Source organism: Acidovorax sp. IB03 (assembly GCF_016406015.1).
In the GTDB taxonomy this organism is placed as follows: domain Bacteria; phylum Pseudomonadota; class Gammaproteobacteria; order Burkholderiales; family Burkholderiaceae_C; genus Acidovorax; species Acidovorax temperans.
Window position 1 is genome coordinate 37,467 of record NZ_JAEFCH010000004.1, and the last position, 19,987, is coordinate 57,453.

22 protein-coding genes and 1 tRNA gene are annotated in these 19,987 nt (G+C 66.0%); 21 read left to right on the plus strand and 2 right to left on the minus strand.

The window, feature by feature from the left end:
* Positions 1–147 precede the first annotated feature (147 nt).
* The 4 genes from IHV84_RS03350 to IHV84_RS03365 all read left to right on the plus strand — a co-directional run bounded on the left by IHV84_RS03350 (position 148) and on the right by IHV84_RS03365 (position 7,256).
* A complete protein-coding gene (locus tag IHV84_RS03350) occupies positions 148–1,953 on the plus strand; it encodes an autotransporter assembly complex family protein (protein ID WP_233099682.1) in 1,806 nt (601 codons plus the stop codon).
* The gene (locus tag IHV84_RS03355) at positions 1,953–6,401 is read left to right on the plus strand and encodes a translocation/assembly module TamB domain-containing protein (protein ID WP_198845801.1); all 4,449 of its coding nucleotides are present in this window, start codon (positions 1,953–1,955) and stop codon (positions 6,399–6,401) included. Before IHV84_RS03350 ends, IHV84_RS03355 begins: the two co-directional genes overlap by 1 nt.
* Positions 6,402–6,455: 54 nt before the next feature.
* A tRNA-Arg gene (locus IHV84_RS03360) sits at positions 6,456–6,530 on the plus strand.
* A 486-nt stretch (positions 6,531–7,016) separates the two neighbouring features.
* Positions 7,017–7,256, plus strand: coding sequence for a hypothetical protein (locus IHV84_RS03365; RefSeq protein ID WP_198845802.1), 240 nt, complete (start codon positions 7,017–7,019; stop codon positions 7,254–7,256).
* Between the two features lie 46 nt (positions 7,257–7,302).
* On the opposite strand, the gene IHV84_RS03370 is transcribed toward IHV84_RS03365, so the two are convergent.
* Entirely contained in the window at positions 7,303–8,340 is a 1,038-nt protein-coding gene (locus tag IHV84_RS03370; RefSeq protein WP_233099683.1) for a phage portal protein, read from the minus strand.
* Between the two features lie 50 nt (positions 8,341–8,390).
* Positions 8,391–10,184, minus strand: coding sequence for a terminase ATPase subunit family protein (locus IHV84_RS03375; protein WP_233099684.1), 1,794 nt, complete (start codon positions 10,182–10,184; stop codon positions 8,391–8,393).
* A 156-nt stretch (positions 10,185–10,340) separates the two neighbouring features.
* Here IHV84_RS03375 and IHV84_RS03380 point away from each other — a divergent pair, with 156 nt between their 5' ends.
* The 17 genes from IHV84_RS03380 to IHV84_RS03460 all read left to right on the plus strand — a co-directional run bounded on the left by IHV84_RS03380 (position 10,341) and on the right by IHV84_RS03460 (position 19,985).
* Positions 10,341–11,168 carry a GPO family capsid scaffolding protein gene (locus IHV84_RS03380; RefSeq protein ID WP_198845805.1) on the plus strand — a complete coding sequence of 276 codons (828 nt, stop codon included), beginning with the start codon at positions 10,341–10,343 and terminating at the stop codon, positions 11,166–11,168.
* A 61-nt stretch (positions 11,169–11,229) separates the two neighbouring features.
* The gene (locus IHV84_RS03385; RefSeq protein ID WP_198845806.1) at positions 11,230–12,240 is read left to right on the plus strand and encodes a phage major capsid protein, P2 family; all 1,011 of its coding nucleotides are present in this window, start codon (positions 11,230–11,232) and stop codon (positions 12,238–12,240) included.
* 17 nt (positions 12,241–12,257) lie between these two features.
* Positions 12,258–12,959, plus strand: coding sequence for a phage terminase small subunit (gene gpM, locus IHV84_RS03390; RefSeq protein ID WP_198845807.1), 702 nt, complete (start codon positions 12,258–12,260; stop codon positions 12,957–12,959).
* A 108-nt stretch (positions 12,960–13,067) separates the two neighbouring features.
* Positions 13,068–13,532 (plus strand): head completion/stabilization protein, encoded by a 465-nt coding sequence (locus IHV84_RS03395; protein WP_198845808.1) that lies wholly within the window; start codon positions 13,068–13,070, stop codon positions 13,530–13,532.
* On the plus strand, positions 13,532–13,741 hold the full coding sequence (locus IHV84_RS03400; protein WP_198845809.1) for a tail protein X: 210 nt from the start codon (positions 13,532–13,534) through the stop codon (positions 13,739–13,741). Before IHV84_RS03395 ends, IHV84_RS03400 begins: the two co-directional genes overlap by 1 nt.
* Positions 13,742–13,743: 2 nt before the next feature.
* The gene (locus IHV84_RS03405; RefSeq protein ID WP_233099685.1) at positions 13,744–13,971 is read left to right on the plus strand and encodes a hypothetical protein; all 228 of its coding nucleotides are present in this window, start codon (positions 13,744–13,746) and stop codon (positions 13,969–13,971) included.
* Complete coding sequence (locus IHV84_RS03410) at positions 13,968–14,534, plus strand: lysozyme (protein ID WP_198845810.1); 567 nt, start codon at positions 13,968–13,970, stop codon at positions 14,532–14,534. The genes IHV84_RS03405 and IHV84_RS03410 overlap by 4 nt, the downstream gene beginning before the upstream one ends.
* 101 nt (positions 14,535–14,635) lie before the next feature.
* Positions 14,636–14,788 carry a hypothetical protein gene (locus tag IHV84_RS03415; protein WP_198845811.1) on the plus strand — a complete coding sequence of 51 codons (153 nt, stop codon included), beginning with the start codon at positions 14,636–14,638 and terminating at the stop codon, positions 14,786–14,788.
* 71 nt (positions 14,789–14,859) lie between these two features.
* Complete coding sequence (locus IHV84_RS03420; protein ID WP_233099696.1) at positions 14,860–15,339, plus strand: DUF2514 family protein; 480 nt, start codon at positions 14,860–14,862, stop codon at positions 15,337–15,339.
* Entirely contained in the window at positions 15,323–15,814 is a 492-nt protein-coding gene (locus IHV84_RS03425) for a phage tail protein (protein WP_198845813.1), read from the plus strand. The genes IHV84_RS03420 and IHV84_RS03425 overlap by 17 nt, the downstream gene beginning before the upstream one ends.
* Before the next feature lies 1 nt (position 15,815).
* A complete protein-coding gene (locus IHV84_RS03430) occupies positions 15,816–16,280 on the plus strand; it encodes a phage virion morphogenesis protein (RefSeq protein ID WP_198845814.1) in 465 nt (154 codons plus the stop codon).
* Between the two features lie 55 nt (positions 16,281–16,335).
* Positions 16,336–16,803, plus strand: coding sequence for a phage baseplate assembly protein V (locus IHV84_RS03435; protein WP_370541174.1), 468 nt, complete (start codon positions 16,336–16,338; stop codon positions 16,801–16,803).
* Entirely contained in the window at positions 16,800–17,222 is a 423-nt protein-coding gene (locus IHV84_RS03440; protein WP_198845815.1) for a hypothetical protein, read from the plus strand. The genes IHV84_RS03435 and IHV84_RS03440 overlap by 4 nt, the downstream gene beginning before the upstream one ends.
* Positions 17,210–17,494 carry a PaaR repeat-containing protein gene (locus IHV84_RS03445; protein WP_198845816.1) on the plus strand — a complete coding sequence of 95 codons (285 nt, stop codon included), beginning with the start codon at positions 17,210–17,212 and terminating at the stop codon, positions 17,492–17,494. The genes IHV84_RS03440 and IHV84_RS03445 overlap by 13 nt, the downstream gene beginning before the upstream one ends.
* A gap of 10 nt (positions 17,495–17,504) precedes the next feature.
* The gene (locus IHV84_RS03450; RefSeq protein WP_233099686.1) at positions 17,505–17,849 is read left to right on the plus strand and encodes a GPW/gp25 family protein; all 345 of its coding nucleotides are present in this window, start codon (positions 17,505–17,507) and stop codon (positions 17,847–17,849) included.
* A complete protein-coding gene (locus IHV84_RS03455; protein ID WP_198845818.1) occupies positions 17,846–18,781 on the plus strand; it encodes a baseplate J/gp47 family protein in 936 nt (311 codons plus the stop codon). Before IHV84_RS03450 ends, IHV84_RS03455 begins: the two co-directional genes overlap by 4 nt.
* The gene (locus tag IHV84_RS03460; RefSeq protein ID WP_198845819.1) at positions 18,774–19,985 is read left to right on the plus strand and encodes a phage tail protein I; all 1,212 of its coding nucleotides are present in this window, start codon (positions 18,774–18,776) and stop codon (positions 19,983–19,985) included. The genes IHV84_RS03455 and IHV84_RS03460 overlap by 8 nt, the downstream gene beginning before the upstream one ends.
* The last annotated feature ends 2 nt before the right edge of the window (positions 19,986–19,987 follow it).

Genomic DNA, 19,987 nt, shown 5'->3' on the forward strand with positions numbered 1-19,987 from the left:
TGCCGCCATACTTGCGCATTGCTGCGGCATTGCCACCGTTTCATGATTTCTTCTTCGTCCGTTTCTGCTTCTCGCGTGCATGTTCCGTGCAAGGCGCAGCCTCATCCAACGCCGACTCTGTGGTCGGCGTTGCTGCTTTGTGGAGCGATGGTTTTGCAGGGGTGCAGTGTGCTGTCGCCCCGGCCAGGGGCTGAACCAGCCGCTGCGGTCACCACCGAAGACCAGCCCGCCTTCAGCCTGGAAGTGAAGGCCCCCGACTCGGTGCGCGACACCCTGGAGCGCCACCTGGAACTGCAGCGCTTTCGCCTGTTGCCCGATCTGCAAAACGAAGAACTGCGCCGCCTGTTGCACGCCGCCGACGCCAACGCCCGCGAACTGCTGGGCACGCTGGGGTACTTCGCGCCCACCATTGCGATTGAGCTGCGCGAAGCCGCAGCGCCACAGCCGCCGTACGCCGTCACCATCACCGTGGAGCCCGGCCCGCAGACGCGCGTCACGCAGGCCGACATCCGCATGACCGAAGGGGCTGAAACCGAGCCCGGTGCCCGCGTGCGCCAATTGCAACGGGTTGAAAGCAACTGGGCGCTGCCCGCAGGCAGCCCCTTCACGCAAGGCGCCTGGTCAGGCGCGAAAAGCAGCGGTCTGCGCCAACTGCAAGTGCGCCGCTACCCCACTGCCAGCATTGCCAGCAGCCGCGCCGAGGTGAATGCCGACACCCACGAAGCCAAGCTGGCCGTAACCTACGACCCCGGCCCGCCCTACCGCTTTGGCCCGCTGCAAGTGCGCGGCAGCCAGCGCTACGACCCCGATGGCGCGCGCCGCCTGGCCCGCCTGCCCACTGGCAGCGTGTATGACGAAGCAGAAATGCTCGATGCACAGCAACGCCTGGCCAACAGCGGCTACTACGACGCGGTGTTCCTCACGCTGGACACCGAGAGCCCCGACCCGCAGGCAGCTCCCGTGATTGCCCAGGTGCGCGAAGCCAAGCTGCAAAAGCTGGTGTTTGGTGCTGGCCTGTCTACCGACAGCGGGCCGCGCCTGTCGGTGGACCACAGCCACAACCAGTGGCCCACGCACGGCTGGCGCGCGGTGAACAAACTGTCGCTCGACAAGAATGCACAGCAACTGGGCACGGGCTGGACCGCCCTGCCCAACGACAACGGCTGGCGCTGGTTCACATCGGCCCTAGCACAGCGCCAGCAGACGGGCGACTACGACGTCAACAGCGTGGAGGTGCTGGGCGGGCGCAGCAAAAGCACCAAGAACATCGACCGCACCTACTTTCTGCGCTACGACGCCACCCGCCCCCAGGGGCTGAACGCCCCCGCCGACAGCGCTGCGCTGAGCGCCAACTATGGCTGGACGGGACGCTATTTCAACAGCAACACGGCACCCACCCGCGGCTGGGGCATTGCCGTGGAACTGGGCGCTGGCATGACCTTGCGGCCCGAACGCAACCCGTTCACGCGCACCCTGGTGCGCTGGCAGTCGTTCTTCCCCGCAGGGCGGGTGGAGGCAGACGACGGCGTGGCCCGCGCCGCGCGCATTTCGGTGCGCACGGAGGTGGGCGCCGTGCTGGCGCGTGACAGCGCAGAAATCCCGGTCACACAACTGTTCCTGACCGGTGGGGACACCACCGTGCGGGGCTACAGCTACCGCAGCATCGGTGCGCGCACGCAAAACAACCAGCTCTACGGTGGCCGCTACATGGGCGTGGCCAGCGTGGAATGGCAACGCCCCATCACCTACCGCGGCAACATGACCGATTGGGAAAACACCCTGTTTGTGGATGCAGGGGCCGTGGCCGACCGCGCCGGAGACCTGGACCCGCGCGTAGGCGTGGGCACCGGCGTGCGTTGGCGCAGCCCCGTGGGGCCGCTGCAGGCCGACCTGGCCTGGGGCGTGCAATCCAAACAACTGCGGCTGCACTTGCGCCTGGGGTTCACTTTCTGATGCCAACGTTCAACGAGCCCACTGGTCCGGGTAGCCCGCCCAGCCCCACCGAGCCTGCCCGCACCGCTGCACCGCCACCGCGCCGCCGCAGTGCGCTGCGTTGGCTGGGGTGGGCGGTTGCCGCACTGCTCTTGGCCATTGCGCTCGCAGGCGCAGGGCTGTGGTGGTGGGGTGGCCAGGCCACTTCACTGGCCACGGTGCTGCAGAGGGTAGCGCAGTGGCTGCCCGCCGGGCAAAGCTTGCAAAGCCGCGATGTGACAGGGTCGCTGCGCAGCGGCGGGCGCATTGGCTGGCTGCGCTGGAGCAGCCCAAGCCTGGTGGTAGACGTGACCGACGCCCAGGTGGGCTGGCAACTGCCACTGCTGCTGCAGCGCCGGCTGGAGCTGCGCGACATCCGCGCGGCCCGCATCCAAATCACCCCCCTGGAACATGACCAGCCCGCCGCCCCACCCCAGCCGCTGCAAGAACTGGTGCTGCCGCTGACGGTGGAGCTGGGCTTCCAGGTAGACCAATTGCAGTGGGGCGACAACCCGGCCTTGCAAGCCCAGGGGCTGGCGGGCACCTACCGCTTTGACGGGCAGGACCACCGGCTGACCATCAGCAACCTGGCGCTGGCACAAGGCCGCTACACCGCCAGCGCCGTGCTGCAAGCCCGCGCCCCCATGGCCCTGCAGGCCACGGTGGACGGTACCGTCACCACGCCCCTACCGGGCCGCACGGAGGCATTCACCGCTGCTGCACAGGTGCGTGCCGATGGCACCCTGGCCACCGAGGCTGCGCGGCTGAACCTGGAAGCCAACCTGCAGCCAGAGGGCGCCACGCCAGCCCCAGGCACCGCCCCCAAAGCGCGCGTCCTGGCCGTCACCCCGGCAGCCATGCGCGCCACGGCCCAGGCCACCGTGCGGCCCTGGGCCCCACAGCCGCTGGAGCAAGCGCGTGCCACTCTGCAAGCCGTGAACCTGGCGGCCCTGTGGCCCCAGGCGCCCACCACCGATCTGCACGGCACGCTGACGGCAGGGCCCGATGCCGCGGCGGATGCCAGCAGCACCACCCAAGCCCCGGCCCAGGCGGGCGCCTGGAACCTGACCGCAGACCTCACCAACCGCGCGCCCGGCCCCTGGGATACCCAACGCCTGCCGCTGGCAGGGCTGCAGGCCCAGGCCCGCTACGCAGCGGGCGGCTGGACGGTGAACCAGGCCACGGCCACCGTGGGCCAAGCGCCCCGCACGGGCAGTCTGGACCTGCAAGGCAGCTTTGCGCCCGCCAGCGGGGCCTTGCAAGGCTCGATCCGCCTGCGCAACCTGTCGCCCGCCGCCCTGCACTCTGCGCTGGCGGCGTCGCCCCTGTCGGGCAGCGTGCAGGCCCAAATGCCGTCGCAGGCCAGCCCACTGACCAGCACAGTGGTGCGCTTGACGGCAGACATTCGATCAGCAGCGCGCACTGGCACCGCACCGGCGAGTGCGACAGACCTGCGCATTGACGCCTTCACCGCCCAGGGCCAATGGAACCCCGATGACAACGGGGGCACGGTGCACATCGAACAGCTGGCGCTGGATGCGTTGCGCGCCCGGTTGCAGGCAACGGATCTGCGCATCAGCCGTGGCGCGCCACCCGGTGCGACACCTGCCGCCAGCAATCCAGCCGTAGCCGTCTCAGGCCAGGGGCTGGTGCAGCTCACCCTTCCCGGCTCGCAAGTACGCGTGCAGGGCAATATCGCCCCCCGCACTGGCCAGGGCGAAGGCAGCTGGAGCCTGACCGATGCCGACCAAACCCTGCGCTGGCTAGGCCGCTTGCCCTGGCTGGGCAAAGAGCTGCAAGGCACGCTGCGCACCGCCTCGGCCAAAGGCCAGGCACAGCTGCAACTGCAATGGAAGGGCGGCTGGGGCACGCTGCAGCAGCAACTGCACACGGCAGCCCAGGGCCTACCCCCCAGTGCTGACGCCAAAGCTACGCCCTTTCAGCTGCAGACCTCACTGACCAGCCCGCAATTGGACCTGGTGCTCCCCCCCCAGGCCAGCGGCACCGCAGACGCCACCAACGTGGCGACATTGTTGCAACTGCGCGCCCTGAAAGCGGAGCTGAACGGGCAACTGACGCAAGCCACGCTGCGCCTGGAAGGCGAAGCACGCACAGGCACCCAACGCCTGTCGCTGCAGGCCCAAGCCACCGGCGGGCTCAGCGGCGCTGGGCAATGGCAGGCCCAGTGGAGCCAACTGCGCGCACAGTGGCAAGACACGCGCCGCCCTGGGGTGTGGACGGCTCAACTCACGCAGCCCTGGGCCATGTCGCTGCGCACCGGGGCCAGCCCTGCCACCGCCGTGGCGCCGCCTGGGCGCGCCTCATCTGCAACAAGCGTTTCCCCCACCGGCAAACCCCAGGGGCTCACCCTGCAAGCCAGCGCCGGGCAGGCGCAAATCACCGGGCCCGTGCCGGGCACCGTGGCGCTGCGCTGGCAGCCCGTGCGGCTGACCACGGTGGCGGGCGGCCTGCCACGCCTGCAAACACAAGGCACGCTGCAAGGCCTGCCCCTGGCCTGGGTGGATGCGTTCGGCATGGACGCCGCCCCCACGGCCGCACCCAGCACCGCCGTCCCCGGTGCCGCCTCCACATCGCCCACCGCGCCCACGCTGGCACCGCAACCCCTGCTGGCCCGCCTGGGGCTGGCCACCGATCTGCTGCTGGAAGGCCAGTGGAACGTGGACACCACCGAATCCCTGCGCGCCACGGCCAGCCTGCGCCGCACCCAGGGCGACTTGCGCATCTTGAGTGCAGAGCCACCAGCAGAGACCACCAGCGTCAGCACCGGCCAGGGACTGGGGCCGGGCAGCGTGACCACCATCACGCCAGCATCCACCGCTGCCACCAGCCGGGGCACCCCGGCCGGTGTGCGGCAGGCAGAGCTGAGCGTGCAGCTGGACGCAGACAGCCTGAACGCCCGCCTGCAGTGGGCCAGTGCACGCGCTGGCGAGATTGACGCCACCGCCAGCACCCGCCTGCAGTGGGACGAAGGCGCTGCCCCCTGGCCTGCAGACGCACCGCTGGCTGGCAGCGTGCGCGCCCGTCTGCCCGACGTGGGTGTGTGGTCTGCCCTGGCACCCCCCGGCTGGCGCGTGCGCGGCACGCTGGATGCCAACGCCACCCTGTCGGGCACGCGCAATGCCCCCCGCTGGTCTGGCACGCTGGCGGCCGATGAGCTGGCCGTGCGCTCGCTCATCGATGGCGTGGACCTGCAAGGCGGCCGCCTGCGGGCCAGCCTGCGCGGCAACCAGCTGGATCTGACCGAATTCCAGCTGCAAGGCGGGCGCGGCAGCAAGGCCCGCATTGCCGGGCAAAGCGGCAACCGCACCCAGGCCCCCACCGACCGGGGCAGCCTCTCGGCCACGGGCCGCCTGACCTGGAGCGATGCCGACACCACCAGCGGCACCCCACCGCGCATTGCCATGGACCTGCAAGCCCAGGCCCAGGCGCTGCAGGTGCTGGTGCGGGCCGACCGGCAGGTGAGCGTGTCGGGCAACCTGCGGGCGCAGCTGCAAGAAGGCCAGTTCAGCCTGACCGGCAAACTCACCACCGACCGCGCCACCATCATCCTGCCCGACGAAACCGCCCCCACGCTGGACTCTGACGTGGTCATCCGCTCTGCCGCGCGCGACCGCGAAGCCCAGGCCCGCGCCCAGGCCGCCGCCCAAGCCCACCAAAAGGCCGAGCAAGCGCCCCAGCTGGTGCCCGCCAAGCCAGCGGTCATCGCCATCACGCTGAACCTGGGCAACGACTTTGCCCTGCAGGGCCGGGGCATCACCACCCGGCTCACGGGCGAGGTGGATGTGCGCAGCGCCGCCACCGCAGGCGCCCCACCCCGCGTGACGGGCGAGGTGCGCACCGACGAGGGACGCTACCGCGCCTGGGGCCAGGTGCTGGACGTGGAGACCGGGTTGATCCGCTTCAACGGGCCGTACAACAACCCCTCGCTCGACATCCTGGCGCTGCGCCCCAACATCAGCGTGCGGGCGGGGGTGCAGGTCAGCGGCTCAGCCCTGGCGCCGCGCGTGCGCCTGTATTCAGACCCCGAACTGCCTGACGCTGAAAAACTCGCCTGGGTGGTGCTGGGCCGCGATGCCACCGCCGGCGGTGCCGAGGCCGCCGTGCTGCAACAAGCCGCCCTGGTCCTGCTGGGCCGCCGCGGGCAATCGCCCACCGGCAACCTCGCCAGCCGCGTGGGTCTGGACGAAATCGGCTTCAAAGGCGCGGCCCCCGGCGAAGACGCCAACACCGCCGCCCTCACCTTCGGCAAGCGCATTTCCAAAGACCTGTACCTGACGTACGAACGCACGCTGTCGGGCACCCTGGGCGCGCTGTACATCTTCTACGACCTCTCGCGCAACCTCACCCTGCGGGGCCAGGCGGGCAGCAACAGCGCGGTGGATCTGATCTACACGATGAAGTACGACTGAGAACCTGTTCCAAGCCCCGCCCCCCCGCCCGCAGCCTCTACAATCCCGCCCTGTCTCCTCGTAGTTCAATGGATAGAACGAGTGCCTCCTAAGCGCTAGATACAGGTTCGATTCCTGTCGGGGGGACCAATAAGGCCTTGATTTATAAGGACTTTGCAAAAAACCGGGACAAGACCGGGACAAAACAGGCCTTCAAGCGGCCAAAAGTAGGCGCCCGTGGCCACCTTCGGGCCACGGTTTCGCTGGCGCGCCTGATGTGTTGTAAAAAGCCGTCATTTTTCGTAATTCGGGAAGCGCCAAAAACCGGCCGCGAGGCCGCACCAGGCCTAGCGATGCCCAGGGCCGACGGTGCCGTCAAAACAGGCCCATTTAGACCGGGGGCGAGGCGGGGTCTCGATTGCGCGCCGCGCCCTTGGGGCGGGAAGGCTGTGCGATAGCCCCTGCGGTGACGTGGCGAGCCTGTGCGGCTCTGGCGTGTGGGGTTGGTGACGTACTCAGGCCTGCGGCGCCCTATGGGCGAAAAAAAGCCACCGCATGGGTGGCCTTTTTGAAAAGTCACTGAAAAGCGTGCTTTTCAGGGGTGTTTTGCATGGTGTGCGGATGGAGACTGTACCCATGACCAAGACAACTCAAATTTTTGCGGGCGGAGAGGCTTTTGACCAACTGGAAGCAACGGCTGAAGAACTGGAAGCCACGGCAGCGGGGGTAGAGCTCCTTTCTTCTCTACTGCTCGAAGGGCAAAGGGCGGGAGTAGACCCATCGGTGGCCAAGTCAATAAGTGGACTGTTGCGCCCAATTCGAGCCGAAATGATCAAGCATGCAAAAGCCATTCGATCTGTGCTGCCTGCCGAATAACCTGTAATTCACTCCAAGCGCTTAACCAGCAAGCGCAAGCAGCTATTTATTTTGTAGCGCCATCCTCCCCGCCTTCGATGACATAGGGGACAAAGCGCACCAGTTCTTCCCCGAACCAATCGTTCAAGGCCTTGAAGCGCGCCTGCAGCGGCTCCAGCTCATTGCGCGCGAACACTTCGGCCGCCGGTTTAACGGCACCGAAGCCGCCGGTATTGCCTGGCACGATGCCCATCAGCTGGGGCGGAACCCGGTGGGCCGCCAGCACATCGTCCCGGCTCACGTTTTTGATGCTGGTGAAGTCGTCCTTTGCGGCCACTTCACTGATGGGCAACACCTGAATGCCGTCCTTCTTGCCGTTGGGCGAGTACATGAACAGGTTGCGAAAATTCCCGGGCCCCTTCGCGTTGCGCATGGCTTCGCGCAGCGCGTCCACATCGCCCTGGGCCTGGGCCGGGTCCGTCATATAGAGGATGAAGCCGGCGTGGCTCCCGTTGTTGTAATACTTGCGACGGAACAGGGTGGCCGATTCGTTCAGCCAGGCCGCCTGCAGCGTGGATAGGTATTCGGGCAACCCGTACACCTCCTGATTGATGTCCGGTTCAATCAGGTGAAACACGCTCCCCGGCTTGAATTCATGTTCCTTTCCGAAGCCCTGTACAAAGTAGTAGGTGTCCAGCGCCTGGCCCCTGCGCATGTACTTGGCCAGGCTGTGGCGCAAGCCCAGGTCACGGCCCAGCATGTTGGGTGTGCGCTCCAGATAGGCATTGCCGAACGTGAGAAAGTCCAGCGCCAATTTGCCGAAGGTGTCACGGCTCAAAAGCCGGTGGGGCACGAAGGTGGACGCCAGCACGTTGCGCTTGAAATACAGCGCGCTTGCGTGGTGCGTGGCCGCTCGAAACGACCGCGCCAGGCCTTCCCAGCTGATGGGTGGTTCGTACCACTTGCCATTCAGCCAGGCTTCGCAGTAATCCAGAATCTCGCGGCCGTCCAGCACCGGCACCGGGTCACCAAAGGTGAACGCCTGGGCGCCGGCCTGGGAGACATTGGACAAAGCCGAACCCGTGGCCGCAGCTGGTGCGGGCATGGTGTTGGAAAAGGCCGGCGCAGCTGCGCGGCGTGGTGTGCGCTTGGGCATCAGGAGAACTCCAGAACAGAGGTGGTGGCTTCGCTTGCGCCTTCCAGCGGCTCGAAGTCCATGGCGTGCATGCAGGCCCACGCCAAGTCGGCGTGGCCCGTTTCGTTGTTGCGGCCGGCGTCATAGGTGGCTTGGCGACCGCTGGTGGTAAGCACCTTTTTGATGGCCATGAAGGCCTGGGCAAGATCAACCGCGCCCGCGTCAAACTCCAGCCGGCCTTTGCTGATGACGCTTTTTGCTTTCAGCACCAGCCGGGTTTTCACGTCCACGCTGTACTGGTAGGCCCGCGCGGCCGGGAAAAACTGCTTCACCAGCTGGTACACGCCCTGGCCGATGCCGGTGGTGTCGATGCCGATGTGCTGTACGTTGTAGCGCTCCGTCACCTTCCTGATGGCTTCGGCCTGGGCCTCGAAGTCCAGCCCACGGAACTGGTGGCGCTCCAAAACGCGGAACTTCCCGCCAGGCTCTGCCGGCGGGGCCAGCACCACCAAGCCGGCGCTGTCGCCGGTGTGGCTGGGGTCATAGCCGACCCAAACCGGGCGCCAGCCGAACGGGCGCATGCCGAGCGGCTTCACATCGGCCCAGGCCTCCCAGCTGTCCACCATGCAGCGCTGCAGCTCTGCCAGCGGGAACACGCTGTAGCTGTCATCGAGAAACCCGCACATCAGCAGGTTCTCGAATTCCTCCGCGCTGTACTCCAGCCGCAGCTCGTCAATGTCGAACAGGTTGCAGCCGCCGCGCATGGCGTCAACGATGGTGACGATTTGCCGCCAAATCTTGTCTTCACCGGTGAAGCCGCCGGCCAGCCTGTCGTGCGAGAGGTCCAGCGTGATGCGCTCGTCCTTCGGCCGCTTCTTGTTGAAGCGGTCACCAGACCACAGCGCGAAGGCCTCGTGCTGGATGCTGGAGGGCGTGGAAAAGTAGGTTTTGCGCCAGTGCTTGTGCATGGCCATACCGCTGGCCACCTTGTTCAGCTCCGTAAATTTGCGCGTCCAGAAGCACTCGTCAAAATAGAAATTGCCGTGGTAGCCCTGGGCCGTCAGTGCATTGGTGCCTAGGAAATACAGCGTGGCGCCGTTGCTCAAAACGATGGGATCGCCCGACAGCTCCAAGTCGCAGGCCTCCTTTGCAAAGGCCACGATGTACTGTTTGAAAATGTGCGCCTGTGCCTTCGAGGCACTGAGAAAAATCTGATTGCGGCCCGTGGCGATGGCATCGGCCAGGGCTTCGCGGGCAAAGTACCAAGTGGCCCCAATCTGCCGCGACTTGAGAATGAAGCGCGTGCGCAGCTCACTATTGCGAAACCACACCTTCTGATAGTCGAACAGGGAATCACGGAACGCATCGAGCAACTTTTCGTGCTGTTCCTCCGTGAAGTGGTTGCGCTCGGGGCGGCGCTTGGGCTTGTCGTTGCGCGCCTTGATGGCCGGGTTCAGGTCCGATTCCTTGCCCGTTTCCCCGTACTTCTGCACACGGGCCAGGCGCTCAATCTGCCGGCCCAGCAGGTCAATTTCCTTGAAGTCGCCGCCGGTCTTGCCGTCCTTCATCACCAGCTGCACCAGCCGGGTTTCGAGCGCGGCTTCCACGCGCTGTGCTGGTTGCGCCTTGTCCCAGTCTTCGGCATCCTTCCAGCCCTGCACCGTGCTGCGCGGCTCACCGATGTATTCGGCAATGCTCGAAATGCGCCAGCCTTGCCAGTACAGATGCCGCGCCGCGCGGCGCTTGTCGGCGGCCAGGCCATCGGCAGGAACGGTGGAAAAGGGAAGCGCGGGCGCGAGCGTTGGGGAAGGCATGGGGCGAGTTTCGGCCCCTTGTCTGTGAACGAATACACGCTCCCTGGCCCTTTCAAATGTGCCTTTTGCGCACACAGGCGGCATTGATTGCTGGGCTCGCGCGACGGCGGGACGATGGCGGCTACTTCGACCACCACCGTTCAAGGAGCCGCACCCATGGCAACCAAATCCCGTTTTTTCCGTGTCGCCACCGAAGGCGCAACCACTGATGGCCGCGCCATCGAGAAGAAGTGGATTCAGCAGATGGCCAAGAACTTCGACCCCAAGAAGTACGGCGCCCGCATCTGGCTGGAGCACTACCGCGGCATCGCCCCCGATGGTCTGTTCAAAGCCTACGGCGACGTGCTGGCCCTCGAAGCCCGCGAGGTGGAAGGCGGCAAGCTGGCCCTGTTTGCGCAAATTGAACCGCTGCCCGAGCTGGTGGCCATGACCAAGGCAAAGCAAAAGATTTACACCAGCATCGAGGTGAACCCCAGCTTTGCCGACACCGGCGAGGCGTACATGACCGGCCTGGGCGTGACTGACAGCCCCGCCAGCCTTGGCACCGATGTGCTCACCTTCGCGGCGCAGAACCCAACGGCCAGCCCATTTGCCGGCCGCAAGGAAAACGCCGCCATCCTGTTCAGCGAAGCGGTAGAAGCCGAACTGCAGTTCGATGACAGCGACGACACCGACAACGCCGCCGGAAAGTTCTCCGAGGCGCTGAAAGGCCTGTTGGGCAAGTTCAAGAAAAAGGGCCAGACCGACGACGCGCGCTTTGAAGAAGTGCTGGCCGGCTTCGAGCAGTTCGCGCAGCTGGCAGAAACCCAGAGCGCAGCCCACGACGCCCTGGCAAAAGACCACGCCAAGCTGGCCAAAGACTTTGCAGCACTGCAGAGCAAGTACGACGAGCTGGTCAAGACCCTGGAAAACACGCCCAGCGGCAACCACACCCAGCGCCCGCCAGCTGGCGGCGGCAATGGCACCGCACTGACCGAGTTCTAAGCCCAAACGCCGACACCACCAGCCAGAAACCGCAACCCATCCAACTATCAGGAACACACAAATGCGCAACGAAACCCGCCTGGTATACAACGCCCTGCTCTCTCAAATCGCCCGACTCAACGGCGTGGCCGAAGTGGGCAAACAGTTCAACGTGGCTCCGACGATCCAGCAGCGCCTTGAATCCAAGATGCAAGAGTCCAGCGACTTCCTGGGCAAGATCAACATGACGCCCGTGGTGGAAGCCCAGGGCGCCAAGCTGGGCCTGGGTGTATCTGGCCCCGTAGCAAGCCGCACCAACACGGACAACGCAGACCGCCAAACGCGCGACGTGTCCACGCTGGACAACAAGGGCTACCAGTGCGTGCAAACCAACTTTGACACGCACCTGAAGTACCAAAAGCTGGACGCCTGGGCCAAGTTCCCCGACTTCCAGACCCGCGTGGCCCTGGCCATCCTGCGCCGCCAGGCCCTGGACCGCATCATGATCGGCTTCAACGGCACCAGCATTGCCGCCACCACCGACCTGGCCACCAACCCGCTGCTGCAGGACGTGAACAAGGGCTGGCTGCAGCACCTGCGCGAAGACGCACCCGAGAACGTGCTGGACGAGGGCGCAACCGCCGGAACCGTCAAGATCGGCGCCGCTGCAGGCTCTGACTACAAGAACCTCGACGCGGCCGTCTACGACGCCATCGGACTGCTGGCGCCCTGGTACCAGCACGATCCTGATTTGGTGGTCATCCTGGGCCGCGAGCTGCTGGCGGACAAGTATTTCCCCATGGTCAATGTGACCCAGGCGCCCAGCGAAACCCTGGCGGCCGATATCGTCATCAGCCAAAAGCGCGTGGGCGGCCTGCAGGCTGTCACCGTGCCCTACTTCCCAGCCAACGCCATGCTGGTGACGACATTCGACAACCTGTCGATCTACTGGCAAGAAGGCGCCCGCCGCCGCCGCGTGGATGAAAACCCCAAGCGCGACCGCGTGGAGAACTACGAAAGCTCGAACGACGCCTACGTGGTGGAAGACAACGACCGCGCAGCGCTGGTAGAAAACATCCAGCTGGTGGCCTGAGCCTGGAGCCCATCACCATGACCACACCGGCAAAGCGCCACAAGATGCGCGTGCTGGCCGAGCTGGCGGCCCTAGCCGCCGGCCCCGGCGACGAAGTGCGGGGCAGCGCCTACGAGCTGATGCTCGCGCAGCTGGCCGAGCACAAGCGCACCCTGAAAACCATCCAGAGCACCGAACGCAAGATCGAAGCCAAGCGCAAGATGCTGCCCGACTTCGAGGACTACGTGACCGGCGCGCTCGAAGGTGGCCAGGGCGCGCACGACATGGTGCTCACCACCGTGCTGGTGTGGCACCTCGACGCTGGCAACTGGGCGCGCGGGCTGGAGATTGCCGCCTATGCGCTCGCCCACGGCCTGGTGCTGCCCGACCAGTACAACCGCACCCTGCCCACGCTGCTGATTGACGAAACCGCCACCGCAGCAGCCAAGGGCCAGCTGGTGGGCGACGAGGCGCTGCGCGTGCTGGCCGAAGTGGACCAGCTCACCGCCGCGCACGACGCACCAGACCAAGCCCGCGCAAAGCTCTACAAGGCCATCGGCTACGCCCTGATCGGCAAGACCCCGACCAATGAGCCCGACTTCACCACGCTGGACGAAACCAAAGCCCGCCTGGCCATGGAGAAGCTGCAGCGCGCCCACGAACTGTTCGCGCAGGTGGGCGTGAAAAAAGACATGGAACGCCTGGAGCGCCGCATCAAAGCGGCCACCGGCACCGACTGAGCGTACCCCGCACCCCGGCGGCTCCGGGTGCCGCGACCAAGGGCGAAAGCCCATAGGCCAACGCACCCGGACCACCGCCGATCTATCAACTACGACTGAGCCACCCACGTGAGTTTCATCGCCACCGCCAACCCTCCGATTGCTGCAGACGACGCACAGGTCGAAAACGACCCGTGGTTCCCTGCCATCGACGCCAAGCGCGCTCGCGACGTGTGCAGGCTGGACGGAACAGTCACAGCCCCCAGATTGGCAAGCGCCATAGAAGCCGCCATCGACACCGTGAACGCTGAACTGCGGGACTATCAAGCCGCACAGCAGCACGCGGGCATTACCAAGCTGCAGGATGCAGGCGACGGCCGCCAGTTAGGCCGCTATCTGCGCGCGATCTATGCCCATGTGCTTGCCGATATGGCAGAGGCTTACCGGGACATGGACACAACGCCGAGTGGTGAAGGAAAAAGCGAGCGGGTGCGGGAACGTCTAGAGGCCAGGATTGACGAGCATCGCCGCGCATTGCGATGGGCCATAGCCGACATAAAAGGCCAGCGGCGCACCACGGTGGAGCTGATCTGATGCAAGTGCGTACCCACCAGAACGACACCGTAGACCAGCTGTGCTGGCGCCACCTGGGCAAGACAGAACGCGTGGTGGAGGCAACGCTGGAGCTAAACCCAGGACTGGCCGCCGCCGGCCCAATTCTGCCGGCCGGCATGGCCATCACCCTTCCAGACCACGCCACTATGCCCGCTGCCACCCGGCCCACCGTGAACCTGTGGGACTGACCATGACCATGAGCGATAAGATGAAAGAACTCTTGACCGAAGGCGCCAAATCATCGCCGCCCGTTGCGGTGTTAGCCCATCAGGCCGCCACAGGCTGGACGCTGAACCACACACTCACCGCGCTCACCATCCTCTACGTGGCCGCGCAGCTGGGCTACCTGCTGTGGAAGTGGCGCCACGAACGCGCGGAACGCAACGCCAAGCGCGACGCCTACGGGGCCGAGCCATGAACACCCGCCAGACCGCAGCCCGCGTGCTGGTGGCAACGCTCACGCTGTCTGCCGCAGGCTTTGCCAGCTGGCAGGCATCGGAAGGTGACGGCCCAACCAAAGTGCAGCCCGATGGGGTGGTGGTGCACCTTCCCTACGTACCCACCCAAGGCGACGTGCCCACCATTGGCCATGGTTCCACCCGCTACGAGGACGGCACGCCGGTGCGCATGACGGACCCTCCCATCACGCGCCAGCGCGCCGAACAGCTCGCCCGCAACCTGCACACCGAGGAGGAAGCCCGCTTCAAAGCCAGCCTGCCCGGTGTGTACCTGTACCCCGGCGAGTTCGACCTGTATACCGACTTTGTGGGGCAATACGGCAGCGGCAACTGGCGCAAGCCGCTATCGCCACGAACCTGGCTGCTACGGGGCGACCACGTGGGCGCGTGCAATGCGCTGCTGATCTGGCGCTTCCAAGACGGCCGCGACTGCAAGCTGCCGCAGAACTGGGGGCCGAAGGGCTGCAAGGGCGTGTGGACCCGGCAACAAAAGAGGCATGCGGACTGCATGGCGATGCAATGAGCAGGGCGCACGATTTCGACCAGCTCGCGCGATCACGCCGTGAAGTGTTCGTGACCTATTCGTATGCGGGACAGGCAGAGAAACCTACAGGACCGTGCAACGTGGAGATCTGGTTTCAGGCACTCGGAGCGAATCTGGTGATTTCCATGGGCGCGGAGGATGCCGAGGCTGTCGCAGAAGAGCTAGTGCACGTCGCGGCAATCGCCCGCGACATTGACGCGCGGCGAGGAAATGCGAAGGCGGAAAAATGCTGACCACCTTACGCGCCAATGCCTGGAAGTACGCCGCCATCGCCGCTACGCTGGGCCTGGGCTTCGCCCTGGTAATGCAAACCCTTCGCCTGGCCGAAGCCCAGCTGGAAACCGCCCACACCGTAGCCACGTTGCAGACCGAGCGCACGGCCGCCGCGCGGACCGCGCTCAAAACATCGGAACGCTACCGAACCCTGGAAGGAACCCACCGTGAACAAATCGCCAAAATCGACACCGCTGCACAAGCTGCCATTGCTGCTGCTGCTTCTGGGCGCGCCCACGCTGATGTGGCTCGCGACCGGATGCAGCGCGAGCTTGCCGAATACATCACCAGGCACCGTGCCGCCGCCCAAGCTCGCGCCGCTGCCGGCCAATGCGCGCCAGACACCGCCCCACTCCATCTGCTTGCCGAACTGCAGCGACGCGCTGACGAAAGAGCGGGAGAGCTGGCGCACATCGCTGACAACGCCAGAGCCAGGGGCCTTGCCTGTGAGCGGTCCTACGACAGCGCCAGCGCAATGATTGAGGCAGCACACCATGCTCAAGCCAGGTAGTCTGCGCAAGCACATCACCGCAGCTGTGCCAGAGCTAGCGCGCGACCCCGAACGACTGGTGGTGCTGGCACGCGCAGGCCGAATCATCACCACCGGAACCCCCGCTCTGTCGTTTGAATACGCCTATACGCTGCAGATGATCGTGCTGGACTACGCAGGCCACGCCGACGCAGTGATGGTGCCATTGGTGGCGTGGATCAAACGACACCAACCCGAGATCATGGACAACCCCGAACGACGCGAGAAGGCCATCCGCTTCGAGGTCGAATACCTCACTCCGACAACTATTGACCTGTCGATTGAGGTGGATCTCACCGAGCGCGTTCTGGTACGCCCGCGCGAAGGCACGCCAGGCGGTCTAAACGTGATTCATGTAGCAGAGCCACCGCATCCAGCCATCATTGAGCAAAAAGAGCACTGGACACTTTGGCTTAAAGACGAACTGATGGCCGAGTGGAACCACGACCCCCGCTAACATGGACGAGCTCCAACGGCTGGAAGACTGGGTGACGCCACTGCTGGGCAAATTGAGCGCGTCCGAACAGCGCGCCCTGGCCAGGACCATCGCCAGAGAACTGCGCGCGGATAACGCGCAGCAGATGCGCTCACAACAGGCACCCGACGGCACCAAGTGGGAGCCACGCAAGCCCAGCGGCCTGCGCAGCGGGCGCGGAGCCATCAAACGCAAGGCAAAACAGGCTCCCATGATGGAGAAGTTGCGCGCTGCGAAACACCTAAAAGCAAGCGCCACCGCCAGCGAGGCTGTTGTTGGCTTTGTCGGGCGGGCGGAGCGCATCGCCAGGGTTCATCACTTCGGCCTGCGTGACAAAGTAAAGCCGGGCGGCCCCGACTACACCTACCCTGCACGCCAACTGCTGGGCATCACCGACGCACAAATCGAGCGAGTACGCGAACTGCTCTTGAAGCACCTGTCGCTGTAAGTGTTAGGGCACTCAAAGTTCCGAATGTAAGAGGCGCGCACACAGGCGCCAACAAGTGCTTTTCCGCGCGCCTGCGGGCACCATCAACGGCATGGAATCGCCCATCGCTCAACCCGAATCACCGCTGGAAATCCTGCGCCGACTGGAGAACCTTGTACGGCTGGGAACCATCGCAGAAGTGCGGCACGCCAAGCCCGCACGCGTGCGTGTGAAGACCGGGGAACTGCTCACCACCTGGGTTCCGTGGATCGACCAGCGCGCGGGCGAAACCGCCCACTGGAGCCCACCCACAGCAGGCGAACAATGCCTGCTCCTGTCGCCCGGTGGCGACCTCACCCAGGCCGTGGCTCTGGCTGGAGTGTTCAGCGACAAGCACCCCCAAAACAGCGAAGACCCCAAGGAAGTGCGCACCACGTATGCCAACGGCGACACGATGGCGCACAACAGCGAAACCGGTTCCTTTGAGCTGCGCTGCACTGGGACCGTCACCATCATTGGCTCGCGGATCGACCTCAACCCATGAGCGCCGCCTGCCATCACCACCCCGGCGTCGAATGCGTGCTGCAGTTCGCCCCCATCGCGCTGCGCCTGCCTGGCCAGTTCGTGGCCATGCAGCCTTACCAGCCGGAGGAAATAACCGTCACCCAGCACAACGGCCACTGCATCGTGGCGGGCCGGTACGGATTCGAGCTTTTCAGCGGCAATGAGTTTGTGGTGACGGTGGACGGCCAGCCGCGCACGTTCACCCGCTTTGAAGACATTCCCCAGCGCATCGGCGCTGTGCTGCGCTTTAAGCCAGGCACGGTGGAGCACGAGATTGATTTCACGGTGCGCACCACCGAGGCCGAGCACACGCACCGCGTGCACTGCGAGCCATCGGGCTGGGTGCAGCGCCTGCAGGCCCTGGTGGCCCGCGAGAAGGGGGCACCATGCCAGCAGTAACCCGCGTGGGAGACGCCGACGTGAGCCACTGCAGCGCGATGACACGCGCCGAGGGCTCACCTAACGTGTTTGCAAACAGCCGCGCCGTGTCCCGCCAGGGCGACCACAACACCGGCCACCTCATGCCACCGAACCCCTGCATTGGGCACACGGCCGCCATCGTCATCGGTAGCCGCACAGTGTTTGCAAATGGGCGCGGCATTGGCCGGGTGGGCGATGCGACCTGCACCGCCGTGGCCGAAGGCTCCCCCAACGTTTTTGCGGGGGGCTGATATGCCAGGAATGAACAACCTTTCTGGCAAGCCTGTGGCAGACATCGCGCACCTGAGCCAGTCCATTGCCGACATCCTCACCACTCCGCTGGGTACGCGCCTGGAGCGCCGCACTTACGGCAGCCTTTTGCCCGAGCTGATCGACCACCCGGACAACGGCACCACCCGCGTGCGCATGTATGCCGCTGTCGGCACTGCGCTGATGCGCTGGGAACCGCGCGTGCGCCTGTCGCGCGTAGCCATCACCAGCGGCCCCCAGCCTGGCCAGGCCACCCTGGACTTGCAGGCGGAATACCTGCCCACCAGCCAGACCATCGGCCTGCAGCTGGCCCTGCAACTGAGGGCTTCCGTATGAGCATGATCGACCTGAGCACCGTTACCGCGCCCCAGGTGGTGGAGGCGCTGGACTTTGAAGCCATCTTCGCGCAGCTCAAGGCTGAACTGCTGGCCCGCCTGCCGGGAGTGGCCGACGTGCTGGAGCTGGAAAGCGAACCCCTCACCAAGCTGCTGCAGGTGGCCGCTTACCGCGAGGTGCTGCTGCGCCAGCGCGTGAATGAGGCCGCCCGTTCGATCATGCTGGCCTATGCCGTGGGCTCCGACCTCGACCAGATCGGCGCAAACTTCGACACCGCGCGCCTGCCCGGTGAATCGGACGCGCGTTTCCGCCAGCGCATCCAGCAGGCTTACAACCGCCTGGCCGCCGCTGGCCCGGCCAACGCCTACCGCCAGCACGCCCTGGCCGTGAGCGCCGACATTGCCGACGTGGACGTGTTCAGCGAAGCCGCCGGCCGTGTCACCGTCACCGTGCTGGCGCGCGAGCTGGTCAAAAAGGAGGACGCCGAGCCCGAGGCCGCCACCGTGGGCGCCGTGCTGTTCGGCCCTGCCCCGCTACCGACCCACGCCTACGTGATGCAGGGGAACGATGGCGCGCTGCTCAGGGCCGTGCTGGCCGCGCTCAATGCCGAGGACGTGCGCCCCCTCACCGACCATGTGGTGGTGCGCGCCCCGGCCGTGACGCTGTTCACCGTGCGCGCTGTGCTGGAGATCCTGCCCGGCCCCGATGCCACCGCTGTGCTGGCCCGCAGATCGGCAGCGCTGCAGACCTACCTCAAGGCCTGCCAGGTGCAACGCACGGACGTGACGCGCGCTGGCATCACCGCCGCGCTGATGGAGTCGGGTGTCAAAGATGTGCGCCTGGAGCTGCCCGCCGCTAATGTGGCCGCAGGCCAGGGGCAACTGGCGGTATGCACTGCCACCACGCTGACGCACGAGGTGGTCCATGCTTAATCGGGCATCCCTGCTTTTGCCGCCCAACCGCTCCGCGCTGGAATCGGCGGTGGTGGATGCGCTGCACACGCTGGAGCACCCAGAGCGCCTGCTCTCCACGCTCTACAACCCCGACGCTGTTGCAGCGCCGCTGCTGCCTTGGCTCGCCTGGGGGCGGGACGTGCTGGCCTGGCCGAGCGATGCCGACGAAACCCAGCGCCGGCAGCTCACCGCACGCTCTTGGCACCTGCACCGCCGCATGGGCACGCTGTCGGGCCTGCGCGAGCTGGCGGACGTGTTCGGCGGCACCATCACCAAGGCCATCACCCCGCCCGCCAAGCTGTACGCCGCGCCCGCGCTTACGGTTGCCGAGCGCAATGCGTTCGTGGCGCGCTACCCACAGCTGCGCATCTACCGCCACCGCGTAGAGGGGGTGCGCCAGGGCGCGATGCTGCAAGGCGAGTTCCTGGGCGCCGCTTTCCCTGCCGTCAGCGACGCAGTGCTGCGCGTGCTGCCGCGCGTGTACCGCTGGAATGCCGGCCAAGAGATGGAACTGACCGCCGTGGAGCGCACCACCACCAGCGCCACGGGCGAGGCCGTCACCATCACCGAAGTTCGCGAGGGTGGCCGGGCTGGCCACTTGGCATTCGTCGGCACCCGCCCACGCTTTCTGGCCACCAGCACCGCCGCCCAGCGCATGTACCGCCTGCGCCTCACACAGGACTACACGGCTTCGCGAGACACCGTGCACCGCACGCTGGCCCAGCCGGGCCTGGAGCCTATCGAAATGCGGTTCGATGACGTAGCCCAGGCCGGCCACGCTGCTGGCGTGTTCATGGGCTGCGCTCTGCGCGGTGCGCTGCGCAAGAGCACGGCGCGCGACCGGCTGTACCAGCGCCTGTACCTGTTCGACCCCGCCGTATCTGTGCTGGCCCGCACCGCCGGCCTGCACCTCAACCAGGGCCGCCTGGGGATGCCAGCCCACCACGCAGAGCTTGACCTGCGCGTGCGCGGCAAGGTCAACCCCAAGGCCGCAGGCAGGTTCGTGCAGGGCCACCTGCTGGCACAGCCGCAGGCGGTGCTGGCCAAGTGTCTGGAATCCATGCGCGCCGTGGCCAGGGCATCGGATCGCATCGCCATCAACACCACCGTCAGCCGCCAATCAACGGCTGGAGAACAGCACTTCGCCGGGGCCATCGTGGCCGGCGAGTGGACCCAAAACTAGGA